Source organism: Bradyrhizobium sp. 215_C5_N1_1, from assembly GCF_052075935.1.
GTDB lineage: Bacteria > Pseudomonadota > Alphaproteobacteria > Rhizobiales > Xanthobacteraceae > Bradyrhizobium > Bradyrhizobium barranii.
Window position 1 is genome coordinate 2,327,969 of the sequence record NZ_CP197228.1, and the last position, 11,599, is coordinate 2,339,567.

The 11,599-nt window shown below is 62.1% G+C and carries 13 protein-coding genes; 7 read left to right on the forward strand and 6 right to left on the reverse strand.

From position 1 onward, the window contains the following. Positions 1–69: 69 nt before the first annotated feature. The 5 genes from AB7G19_RS10855 to AB7G19_RS10875 form a co-directional block, all read right to left on the reverse strand. Complete coding sequence (locus AB7G19_RS10855) at positions 70–435, reverse strand: hypothetical protein (RefSeq protein WP_063981737.1); 366 nt, start codon at positions 433–435, stop codon at positions 70–72. A gap of 257 nt (positions 436–692) precedes the next feature. Then, positions 693–1,097 (reverse strand): baeRF12 domain-containing protein, encoded by a 405-nt coding sequence (locus AB7G19_RS10860; RefSeq protein WP_063981738.1) that lies wholly within the window; start codon positions 1,095–1,097, stop codon positions 693–695. A 666-nt stretch (positions 1,098–1,763) separates the two neighbouring features. Then, on the reverse strand, positions 1,764–2,177 hold the full coding sequence (locus AB7G19_RS10865; RefSeq protein WP_283017355.1) for a cupin domain-containing protein: 414 nt from the start codon (positions 2,175–2,177) through the stop codon (positions 1,764–1,766). Between the two features lie 105 nt (positions 2,178–2,282). After that, positions 2,283–2,423 carry a hypothetical protein gene (locus AB7G19_RS10870; RefSeq protein WP_354242014.1) on the reverse strand — a complete coding sequence of 47 codons (141 nt, stop codon included), beginning with the start codon at positions 2,421–2,423 and terminating at the stop codon, positions 2,283–2,285. Next, a complete protein-coding gene (locus tag AB7G19_RS10875; RefSeq protein WP_354242011.1) occupies positions 2,413–2,505 on the reverse strand; it encodes a hypothetical protein in 93 nt (30 codons plus the stop codon). Before AB7G19_RS10875 ends, AB7G19_RS10870 begins: the two co-directional genes overlap by 11 nt. A gap of 188 nt (positions 2,506–2,693) precedes the next feature. On the opposite strand from AB7G19_RS10875, the gene AB7G19_RS10880 reads away from it, so the two are divergent. From AB7G19_RS10880 to AB7G19_RS10910, 7 genes are all read left to right on the forward strand, one after another. Then, on the forward strand, positions 2,694–3,725 hold the full coding sequence (locus tag AB7G19_RS10880) for an ATP-binding protein (RefSeq protein ID WP_441267806.1): 1,032 nt from the start codon (positions 2,694–2,696) through the stop codon (positions 3,723–3,725). Positions 3,726–3,881: 156 nt separating this feature from the next. Continuing rightward, entirely contained in the window at positions 3,882–4,568 is a 687-nt protein-coding gene (locus AB7G19_RS10885) for an antibiotic biosynthesis monooxygenase family protein (RefSeq protein WP_354242005.1), read from the forward strand. Positions 4,569–4,987: 419 nt separating this feature from the next. Beyond that, a complete protein-coding gene (locus AB7G19_RS10890; protein WP_063981741.1) occupies positions 4,988–5,923 on the forward strand; it encodes a LysR family transcriptional regulator in 936 nt (311 codons plus the stop codon). Beyond that, positions 5,920–6,666, forward strand: a complete 747-nt coding sequence (locus tag AB7G19_RS10895) for a peroxiredoxin-like family protein (RefSeq protein WP_441267807.1) — start codon at positions 5,920–5,922, stop codon at positions 6,664–6,666. Before AB7G19_RS10890 ends, AB7G19_RS10895 begins: the two co-directional genes overlap by 4 nt. A gap of 307 nt (positions 6,667–6,973) precedes the next feature. After that, on the forward strand, positions 6,974–7,549 hold the full coding sequence (locus AB7G19_RS10900; protein ID WP_135214176.1) for a cytochrome P460 family protein: 576 nt from the start codon (positions 6,974–6,976) through the stop codon (positions 7,547–7,549). A 26-nt stretch (positions 7,550–7,575) separates the two neighbouring features. Further along, positions 7,576–8,121: a DUF1993 domain-containing protein gene (locus tag AB7G19_RS10905; protein WP_135214177.1), complete on the forward strand. Its 546-nt coding sequence runs from the start codon at positions 7,576–7,578 to the stop codon at positions 8,119–8,121. Positions 8,122–8,218: 97 nt separating this feature from the next. Beyond that, on the forward strand, positions 8,219–9,559 hold the full coding sequence (locus AB7G19_RS10910; protein WP_441267808.1) for an MFS transporter: 1,341 nt from the start codon (positions 8,219–8,221) through the stop codon (positions 9,557–9,559). A gap of 220 nt (positions 9,560–9,779) precedes the next feature. Here the strand turns inward: AB7G19_RS10910 and AB7G19_RS10915 are convergent, their stop codons facing one another. Beyond that, the gene (locus AB7G19_RS10915; RefSeq protein WP_354096384.1) at positions 9,780–11,135 is read right to left on the reverse strand and encodes an MFS transporter; all 1,356 of its coding nucleotides are present in this window, start codon (positions 11,133–11,135) and stop codon (positions 9,780–9,782) included. Positions 11,136–11,599 lie beyond the last annotated feature (464 nt).

An 11,599-nucleotide genomic window follows, 5' to 3' on the forward strand; every position in this document is an offset into this window, starting at 1 on the left:
GCGCTGCCCGCTCCGGCCGGTTTAGTCCTTCGCCCGAATCCTGTTCGTATCGCTCCCGGCAGCGGACACCTACCCTGCAGCGTCGGAACCGGAAATTCCGGGCCGAAGAAGGCGATATGCGCCGACAAGACCGAGCCCGATCGGAGATCCCGTTTTTCGTCTGGAAAACGGGATCTCTCTCTCGTATCGATCAAACTGCAGAAGTCTCGTTTGCTGGAGAAATAACGCGTTCGGTCCTGGTCGGGTTGCTATCCCGACGTTGCTGAACTGGCTGCCCGTTCGGGTGTAGATGCCCGTACCGGCGTTGAGCTTGATCGAATTCTGACGATCGATCGGCAGCGCGACAGTAAAACCCGTACGCATGGTCTCTTGTTCGTTGTCGCCCTTCTTGCCGTCTACGGTGGTGCGGAGGCTTCTGAAATAGGTGCCATCCAATGAAATCCATGCGCCGGAGAGTGAAACCCCAGCGCAGGAGCTAGGCCAAGGAAACCGTAAACTCGGAATGCCGTCTGGGGGAGCGTAGGTAGCGGTCTCCCGCTAACAATTCCCCCGAGGGCGATCCGAGCCTGCCATGGCGGGCTCATAGCTCAATGCCAGCAGACGATCGCCCTTAACCGCGACCATCCGCAACGGCATGTAGGTTAGCCAACCGCTTAAGTCACGAAGGGCGAAGTTCGCTCGGCAGTGGCGCGTCAGGCGTCGGCGATCAGTGAGGCGATGTCCTCGAGCGGACGCCGGCTGAAGTCCTTCGCGAGCTCCCCTAAGATCTTGTCTCTCAGGTCGCGATTGAAGTGCTTGCGCATCTCTCCCAGGATTCTGGGATCGGAGACGACGACCAAGTGTTCGATGGTTCCGTCAAGGCTGAGCTTGTTCAGGAAAGCCGCCGTCGCTGCCGCGAAGTCGTCCTCGACGAGCCGCCTCCCGTCGGGGTTGGCTGAGCCGGAACGATGCCGCGCACCCAAGCCCGAGTGGGCGGACTGAGGCGGAGCCGCCGTGATCTCGACCAAGTGGACCCCAGGTTTCACGCCTGTATTGTGGAACAGGCGGATCGTCTCGCCGTCAGCGACAGCTACTGTCGCACCGGTAGGCAGAATCATCGAAAGACCTCCCGTTCACGATCCCGCACTGACACGGCGGGCTATGTACTTGTCAGCCGGCGTGTTGCTGCGTCTCTTAAGCTCCCGGCACGGAACTCCTCAGAGCAGGGCAGTACAACGATCGCCGTAAGGAAGCGGCGCGGCGCGCACGGCGATCTTGGCGGCCGAGAAGTCGGTGTGCTGGGGAACGCCTTCCCGGCCGGTCGACGATCACTCGAAGATTGAGTCCTTGGCGGTCGAAAAGAAAATCACCTCTCGCTATGGAGTCGATAGCCGACCGTTATCGGAATGACTGAAAGACGCTTGGCGCCGCGGCGGGACTACGGCGCTTCCCTCTGCGAGCACTCGCGCAAGCGGTCGCCGGAAGCCCCGCCTTTGCCGAAGCTTGTTCGAAGGCAGATGGAAGCTTCGGCCCGGATGCCTCGGTACTCGTCGCGACATTGGAAGCGCGCGCACCCTTCGCGATGTCGGGACGACCGGCGCAATGTTCCGCGCCGTTTGCCCGGCGTCGTCTCGACGCGGGTCGGCTACGTCAAGAACTTCGCCCACCGCAACCGCGCTACGCACGCGGCAGCGATGGAGATCGCGTCCGGTTCGACCAAGACGAGCTTCAGCGACCGGAAAGAGTTCTTCTGCCAGATTTCCCGCGCGCCGCGGTCCCCGCCCTTAGGGGAACGTCAGGCCGAATGCAGCCGGATCGGGCTGCTCGCCTTTCCGGGGGACCAAGAAGCGCTCCAACCCACCCGGCACGAAGCTGAGCAGCAGGGTCGCCTGGTCGCCGACCACCTCGATCGTATGCGGCACACCGCGGGGAAGAGCCGCGTAGGCGCCTGGCCCCACCTCGATACGGGCATCGCCGACCCGCGCGATTAGCTTCCCTTGCACCACGTATAGCAGCTCGTCCTCGCGCGTGTGGGTGTGCAGCGGCGGTTCTTCCCCGGCCCGCACTGTCCACAGGACAGTGCCATATTCGCCTCCGGACTGGCTGCTCTCCACCTTCATTTCGACGCTCGAGCCTCCGCTCGAGGTCACTGTCTCGCCGCCGTGCGGCGCCGTGAGAACCGGCTTGTGAACTGACATTGTAACCTCCTGATTGCGCGTCGGATGAGCCCGGCACCGTGCAAGCATGGAATTCCGTGCGGCGAATTGGAAATGACGTCACGCCATGAAATCAATAGCTGTGCGTCATGATGGCGGTTCGCTTTCCGCACCGGATTCGCGTGCATCCGACGTTGACTGCTCGAGCAGATCGGTCAGCATCCTGATGGCCTCCGTTGGCTTCAGGACTTCGCTCTCATGCAGTTGTTCGATCTTCTCATGCAGCAATTTGAGCTTCGCCTACATTGATCCGGTAGTCGTTCTCCGCGGCCTTGCGATCGATATCTTGCTGCTTGTTCTGGCTTAGCATGATGATCAGCGCTGCGTTGCAGCCTGGGCGCCGCGGCGTGCCGATAACGGTCGGCTATCGACTCCATGGCAAGAGGTGATTTTCCATTTTTCGGTGCTGGAGCCAATCTTCGAGCCATCGTCGCCCGCCCGCGTGTACGGGCCGAACTTGGCGTCCCGTTGGACGATCGCAGGCCAGGAGTTTCCCAGATGCTGATCAAATATTCATCCGACATTTCCTTTCCCGGCGAGGTCGAGAGCCCTCTGCCGGGGGATGTCGTCGTGCTTGCGGACTGCGCCGGTGTCGCGCTTGGGGTGCAGCGCCCACTCGGTGTGAGAATGCGGAGCGTCAGCGATCACGGCAGCGGTGTTATCGCGTCCAGACGCGTGGAGATTCCGCTCGTCGGGGGCGACGGCGAGATCTCCGGGGTCCTGTTCCTAACCGCCCCACGGTCCAGCACGCGCCGCGCGGCCTTCGCCCGCGGTTCGGAGGGCGAGAGGTCGATCGGGGACGTGGCGCCGTTCGTCGTCCACGACATCAACAACCTTCTCGCCGTGATCGGCGGCGGCCTGCGGCTGCTCGAGTGCCAGAGCGATGCCGCGTATCGAGCGGCGATCGTTGGCAAAATGCAGGAAGCGATTACGCGAGGCGTGTTGCTCAGCCGTCAGTTCCTCGATACTGCGCGACCATGCCGCAAGTCGATCGACGGCTTTGTCGCAGGCAGTCGTCTCGCAGCGATCGCGGGTACGCTTGACTGGGCGTTGCGCCCGGACATCACTGTCCGCACCGAGATCGCGCCCGACTTATGGACCTTCAATGCCGACCCGGAAGAGCTGTACTTTGCGCTCCTGAATCTCTGCCGAAACGCAGACGATGCCATGCCGGCCGGCGGCACGATCACCGTCGCGGCGCGGAATGTCGAGCCGTTTAGCGCGGACCGCGGGTTCGTTGAGATTGTCGTCGCCGACGAGGGGGAGGGCATGTCTGAGGAGGTCCTGTCGCAGGCGTTCCTTCCGTACTTCACGACGAAGGCGGCTGGCGGCGGCAGCGGCATCGGACTCGCCCAGGTTCGGCGCTTCGCCGAAGGACGGGGCGGTGCGATCAGTATGGAAAGCGAGCGAGGTGGTGGCACGCTGGTCCGCCTCTTTCTCCCGTGTGTCGACGATGCGGGGGGCCGGAGCAGCTTTGTCGGTACGCGGATCACGCGCACGCCGTCATCCAAAACTCCCCGCGGTCAGTGACTACCGCGGTGTGGCGGGAAGGCCGGAGATGCGGAAAAGCGGGAACGCGCCCGCGGAGGCTTCCCATCCGGCGAATCACCGTGAATGCGACGTATGGTCGGGCCACTTCGACACCGAATCGACTACATCGCGGCACTCCAGGAATGAGATACGACTATGTTTTCCGTGATTTTCGAAGCCCTCCCCCATAAAGGGAAGTGGGATAACTACCTCGACAACGCCAACATGCTGCGCCCCGAGCTGGAGCAGGTCGAGGGCTTCGTCGACAACATCCGCTACAAGAGCCTGACACGCGAGGGCTGGATCCTTTCGCTTTCGAACTGGCGGGACGAGAAGTCGCTCGTCCGTTGGCGCATCCGCATGCGCCATCACGAGGTCCAGCAGAAGGGCCGCGATGAAATACTCGCAGGCTACCACCTCCGCGTCGGTCAGATCACTGCCGACAACAAAGTGCCCATGGGTTACGCCCTCAGGGAGCAGCGGCTCGATGAGACCGAAGTCGGGGAGGGGCTGACAGTCACGCTGATCAACGCGACGCGCCCCGCGGAGTGGAAGCAGACCGACAATCCGTACGACTGCGCGGAGTGGCTCGGACTGAACCCTTGGGCCGCCGACTTCACGTCCTGGGACATCTTCGAAGCAGTGCTCACGCCTGGCGACCTGATTCTGCTCATGTCCTGGAAGGACGCCGCCGCAGCGCAGGCTTACGAGGACGCTTCCGCGCCGGATGACAAGGCAAGGGTTCGTAGAGTGCGGATCGTGCGCGACTACGGGAAATACGACCGTCGCGAGGCACCTCAATACTTCGAAGATGCCAAGGGCGGCGAGACCCTCCATGCCTGACGCCGCTCCGTCGGGAAGGGCCATGCTGCCACGAGAGTTCGACTCTGGGTTCGGACTGCCGCCCAGTCTCGCGTTTAGCCAGGCTTGGTAAGAAACAGACGATTGGCGGTTGACGAATTATCGTTGAGGCTTGCTCCGCTAGCTGTCGCACGATTGATTTCTGCACGGACGAAGGTGACGAACATGGGTACGCGGCGGCGCCGCCGCCCGTTCGGTACTCGCCCATCTCGCATGCACTAACCTGGCTCTCAGAAACTCCTGAAAGCGTGTCCGTGCGTCCTAATCAATAGGCCGAGCCGTTCCAACCTGCGCAGGCAAGTCGCATCTACTTCCCATGATCGCGACGTGCCTGTCACGCCGTCGATTGCAAAGGCTTGTCTCTATCGACAGTCGCACCTTGACGGAGAACATAACAACCCATGGAGCTTCATCAGGTTCGCTACTTCCTCGCCGTCGCGTCCACGCTCAACTTCACCCGCGCGGCCGAGCAGTGCAATGTCACGCAGCCCGCGTTGACCAAGGGGGTGCAGAAGCTCGAGCAGGAACTCGGCGGCCAGTTGATCTACCGCGAACGCCAGCTCACCCAACTCACCGATCTTGGAAAGGAGGTCCTTCCGATGCTCGAGCGCACACTGGCCTCGGCAGAGGCGGTGCGTCGCCGAGCCCAGGAGTTCCAACGCAAGGACGTTGCGCCACTGAAGATCGGCCTTGCCCCCTCCATCTCGGCGTCGCTCGTCCTCGATCCGATCGCGGAGATCGCAAAGTTCGTTCCTGGACTTCACGTCGAGCTGCGCGAGGGCGCGGCGAAGAAGCTCGTCGACCTCTTGCTTGAGGGTGAGATCAACGTCGCAATGGTTGGGGACGTGCAGGATGTGCCCGCCCGCATCGATGACTGGTCGCTGTTCGAGGAGCGCTACGTTGTGGTTCTCGCGCCGACGCACCGGCTCGCAAATCGTCCCTCGATCGGCATCGACGACCTCCGCGAGACCATCTTGCTCGAACGCGCCGACTGCGACGTGGCCCCGAAGATCCAGAAATCGTATTTCCCCGAGAGCCCGCCCCAGCTTGGCCACTGCAGCGGTCACGACCTGCACCTGCAGCACATGGCCGCGGCCGGCCTTGGCGTGATGCTCGCGCCCGAGCACATGCCGCGCCTTCCGACGCTCAAGACCATCCCGCTCGAAGGCAACCTGGTTTCACGGGAGGTACGCCTACTGGCTGTGCAAGGGCGCCGCTACTCCCCGGCGCTGGACGCATTCGTCAAGGTCGCGCGGCTTCGCGACTGGTCGGTCGAAGCCCCCGACCGGGGCGTGCCGCACGCAGCGGTCCCGGTGGTGTCGAGGGCGCCCGCATGACCACGACACGCACGCCGACGGCCAGCCGCTTCCAGCCAATCGATCCTCAGCCCGATGACTCCCAACCGATGTTAAATCAAACCAACAAGACACTCGCCCGGATCCGCACCGAGTTGTTGACGACGTTCAGCGCTGCGGATTGGGAGTCATACAACCACCTCGTGCGCTGGCTCCGAGATACAGACGTGGCATCGCACGCTCTGAAGGTTGGAGATGACGCGCCGAGCTTCCTCCTGCCGGACGCTGATGGCCGTCTCCACTCCTCCGAACGGCTGCGCCGCAAAGGACCCCTCGTCCTGAGTTTCTTCCGAGGCGGTTGGTGTCCTTTCTGCACCGCTGAGCTTTGCGCCCTGCAGGCTGCAAAGGATGAGTTCGAGAGCATCGGTGCGACCCTCGCAGTGGTGACACCCGAGACGAGGGACTTCCCGCGGCAGCTCAAGCGGAGCCTAGGCTTGGACCTGAAGGTGCTGTCCGACGTCGACTATGGCGTTGCCATATCGTATGGCGTGCTGTTCCGGGTGCCCGACGAGACCAAAGCGCACTATTCCAGGCTAGGATTCGACTTCGGCGCCCGGCACGGGTCACCGGAGTGGATGTTACCTATTCCCGCGACCTATGTGATTGACGCGGAAGGCCGGATCCGCAGCGCATTCGTCGAGCCGGACTTCACGATACGAGAGGAGCCGGCGCAAATCCTGGCCTCGCTGCGCCAGGCCGCTTCCACGTCCGAGTCAGGGCAGTAGAAGGTGGAGAGCAACATCCTGTCAATCCGGCGATGAGGCGGTCTGAAATGCCCCTCGACGACGGCGCACTCGCAGCTGCCTACTACGACGTAAGACGGTCGGGTCGGCGCTCACAGCGCTCACGTACGACGATATCTTCTGCCTATCGAATACATGTCCAAAGAGAATTTCTAATTTTGTCGGCCGAGTCCGATCTTTAGGGCTGGCTAGGCCGAGCGCGCGGTTGGCCACACAGCGATTGAAGTAATGATTGAAGCCGTTTCACTGGATCAGAGTGCACACCGCGCGAGCGGTAAAGGAGATCCCCATGAAATTATCGAGGACTATCGGCCTCGCTGTTGCCGTCTCGCTAGTCACCGGCGCCGTGGCAGCGCTCGCGCAGATCAACGGAGCTGCTCCGGCCGGCCCGACCGCGAACGTGGTAGACGGCGCTGGGCACCTGCGCGTGCCAGCGGACTACCGAACCCTCTACCAAGCGCTCGGCACCTGGGCGATTGCGGCTGAGAGCGGCCAGGGCTCGAATGAAATCCACGCCGTCTACGCATCCCCCGGGGCGATCGACGCCTACCGGAAGACGGGGCATTTTCCGGACGGCGCCGTTCTGGTGAAAGAAGTCTTCGCGACTTCGACCAACGAGATGACCACCGGCACGGTAAGCCACGCCGACAAGCTCAAGGGCTGGTTCGTCATGGTGAGAGACAGTAAGGGAACGCACCCCGGCAACCCGTTGTGGGGCGACGGGTGGGGATGGTCGTGGTTCGACGCGGACAAGCCGCTCAAAACCACCTCGACGGACTACCGTTCCGATTGCCAGGGGTGCCACCTGCCTGCCACGGCCACGGACTGGATTTATGTGAATGGATATCCCGTCCTGCGTCACTGACCGACGTTCAGAGTACAAGCGAGCGAATGGAGTTCGACGTGTCCCTCTCGGTCTATGACATCACGGTCCCTGTCATGGTGCACGGACTGAACGTGATGGACGACTATCTGGACCACGCTCAAGCACTCGAGCGGACCAGGGGATATGAGCCTGGAAGGATCCTTGGCGAGCGGCTCGCGTCCGACATGCTGAGCTTCGGAGAACAGTTTTCTGTAAGCTGCAATAAGGTTGACGCCCACATGGCGAAGCTGATGCAGCGCGATGCGCCGGCTCCCCACAGCACCCTCATGATGTACCCGGCACTGAAGGGGCGGCTCCTCGAGACGCGCGGCTTCCTGCAAAACGTGCAGCCGGGCGAGATTGCCGGCGCGCAGTCCCGCACATACGAACTGACACCGCCTATCGTGCGCGGGTGGTTCGGCGGCGACAACTACATCCGGCACCTGGTGCTACCCGACTTCTTCTTCCACATCGCGATTGCGCACGCGATCCTTCGGCACCTCGGAGCGAAGATCGGGAAGCGCGACTACCTCGGCAACCTCAGTCAGCAGAGCGGAGGTGACTACTCGTGAGCGGCGGGCGCGGTGCGCGGCACGAGCCGAAGCTTTCAATGTTGTTGTTGTCATGGCCGGAAGGCCGCCCAAGGTTCGCGCCGGAAATTGCATACTGATGGGTGGCGTCGACGGTCTGACGGCGGCTCAGCGCCGCTGGGTAATGCTCTGCATCTTGCTTGGACTTGGTCTAAGTTCCCTCGGAAGCGCGATCGTGAATATCGCCTTGCCAAACATCTCGCGTTCATTCGCAAGTAGTGACGCCGCGACCGTTTGGGTCGTGAATGCCTATCAGCTTTCGGCAACGGTCTGCTTGTTGCCCGTTGCAAGTCTGGTCGAATCACTCGGTCTGAAGCGCGTTTATACCGCCGGCCTGGCCATTTTTGTTTTCGCGTCGTTGGGTTGCGCGTTCGCTCCAACATTGCCGATGCTGGTGAGTGCGCGCCTAATTCAGGGTGCCGGGGCAGCTGGAGTTTCTGTGGCCGGCATGGCATTTGTACGCGTGATTTATCCGCATCACATGGTCAGCAAGGGCTTCGCGTTAGTCGCATTAGCAGTGGCGATACCTGGAGCATTGGGCCCCACCATCGCGGCGGCAGTACTTGCCGTGGCAAAATGGCCCTGGTTGTTCTTGGTGAATGTGCCATTCGGCCTCACTGTTCCGCTATTTATTGCTGCTGCACCACCAGACGTTCGGGTTGCGCGCTCTCTCGATCTGATCGGGACCGCTCTCAATGCGCTGGCGTTCGGGCTTTTCGTCGTCGGTGTCGGCACGCTGGGTACTGGCGATGGGCGCATTGCGACGGGAGAGATCGTGGCAGGTCTCTTCTGTCTCAGTCTCTTCGTTCGACAACAGCTCCGGCACCCTATGCCAATGTTGCCATTCGATCTTTTCCGTATACCTCTGTTTACCCTATCGGTGTGGACATCCGTCTGCTCCTATGCCGCACAAATTCTGGCTTACGTCTCCTTGCCGTTTCTATTTGAGACGAGGATGCATCTTTCGGCCGTGGAAACAGGTCTTCTTCTGACAACCTGGCCGTTCATGACTGCAGTCACGGCCCCAATTGCCGGCCGCTTGACGATCCGCCACCCCGCTTCGGTGATCTGCAGCATTGGTTTGGCGTTGTTGGCGGTCGGTTTGCTCCTGATGATCTTCTTGCCGACATCTCCGGCGAGATGGGATGTCGTATGGCGACTGGCTCTTTGCGGTATCGGCTTTGGTCTTTTTCAGACCCCGAACAACACGGCGATGATGACGGTTGGACCCGTAGGGCGCAGCGGGGCCGCAAGTGGGATGAATGCCTCGGCTCGCTACGTCGGATGGTCACTTGGTTCCGCGTTGGTCTCGCTGATCTTCGGCTTGGGCGGAGACCAAGGCGCCGTCTTCTGTCTGGTCGCCGGAATGGCCTTCGCTCTGACGGGAGTCGCTACCAGCAGCGCTCGTCGGTTCAGATAGCGTCCAAATGCGGGACGCAGCACCTCGTCGGAGGTCGTCCGGCGATATCTGCGCCATGTGCTCGCTGCTGCAGACAAACGTGGCTTGCGACAAGTCGCCGCAAAGCTCGTGGCTCGAGATCAACGATCAGCCATGACGCTCCGCTGAACACGGCTTCCGGTAAGTTCAGGGTGTCTGCCAGATTTAGTGAAGTATCGAATTCGGTTGAATTCCGTGCTTTCTAAGTTGCGTCCGCTTTCGCCATGACCGGTGTCAGGGTCATCGAGGCCGCAAAGGCGCCGCCGATCGAGGTCGCGGCGGCTATGGCGAGGCCGACTTCGTAGCCGGACGAGAAAGACGCGACGCCGGCGGCAAGTGCCACCCCGGCGAGCTGCGCAATCCGGCTCGCCGCATTGTTGATGCCGGAGGCGAGTCCTTCGTCGGCCTGATCCACACTCGACATGACCGACGCGGTGAGCGGCGCCACGAGCACAGCGAAGGACAGGCCCAGTAGGGTCATAGGTCCGATCACGCCGAGCATCAGGGATTCTTTCTCGCCAAGCGCCATCAGGATATAGGCGAGTGCCGCACCTAGCGGTCCCGCGATGAGCATGGCCCGCGCGCCAATCTTGTCTGCCAGCCGGCCGAAGAGATTTGACAAGAGCCCCACGCCAAGCGTGAAGGGTAGGAATGCGAGCCCAGCGTCGGTCGACGACAGGGCGCGGCGATCGATGAGCTCAAAGGGGAGCAGAAAGAACATGATCGAAACCCCCGCGTAGACCATCAGGGTGACAACGTTCAGCCCGAGGAAGGCGCGGTTCTCCGCCAAGCGAGGTGGCGTCATCGGGTGTTCGCTTCCGCGCTCCCAGAGCGCGTAGACGGCGAGCCCGATAATGCCAAGCCCGGTGACAATCACGAGCACTGTGCCCGACGGGGCTGAAGCGTCCGCGGCGGCCTGAACTTCACCGCGGCCGATTTGGCTAAGCGCCCAGGCAAGCGCCCCGATCGCCGAAGCGAGGATCGCGGCGCCAATCACGTCGAATCCGCGCTGAATGCGACCATCCTTCGGCGCAAAGACCAGCAGAACTCCCACTGCCACGAGCGCGAGCGGCGGGTTGATCCAGAACACGGATGGCCAGCCAAAGGTCTCGGTGAGCCAGCCGCCCAGGACAGGACCTCCGGCGGTGGTGAGAGCCGACGCTGCGGCCCATACGCCGATCGCTCGGTTCCGCTCTGCGCGCGGATAGGTGGCCCCGATCAGGGCGAGGCTGGCGGGGGTAACGATCGCTGCGGCTACCCCCTGCGCGACGCGGGCAGCGATCAGCCAGGCGGGCGAAGGCGCCATCGCGCAAGCCGCGGATGTCAGACCGAACAGCACGCAACCGAACCAGAGCATGCGCGCCTTGCCATAAACATCCGCGAGGGCGCCGCCGATCAATGTCAGCGAGGCGAGCGCCAGCATATACCCGTTGAGAACCCATTGAACCGAGGCAAGGTCCGCCGCCAAATCTGAGCGCAATCTCGGTAACGCAACGGGCAACGCTGTCGCATCGATGAACGCCATCGAGGACGCGAGCACACAGGCCGCGAGTACCATGCGCCGGCACCGAGGCGGCGCTTCCCGACCGAGCTCTCGCGGGCAAGGTTCTGCGTCGATAACGCCGCGGCTGCATCCCTCTATAAACGGCTGCGCCTCGTTGCGACACGCTCGCCGTCTCTGGTTCGCAGGATTGGTCATTCGAGTCTTATTTCGGGTTGAAAGTGGTTCCGACAGCCGTCTCATACGGTGGCGGTCGGACCCCGGTGAAGGAAATTATCTCTCGCCATAAAATCGATAGATAATCGTTATTGCCTTGCCGCGCGGCGGCATGCCGTCGCGGCGTGCGCAACTTGCCTTGATTTACCAATGGCAGAGAAGACCGTCGCACCACTATTCCCCGCTGCAATGGAAACCATACATGCCGGCTATTGGAGAATGTTACTCCGCGCTGCCATCAATGGGTACCGCTCGCGGATTTTGTCGAGGGCTGGACAACTGAGATCGTGGAGGCGCCGTCCCAT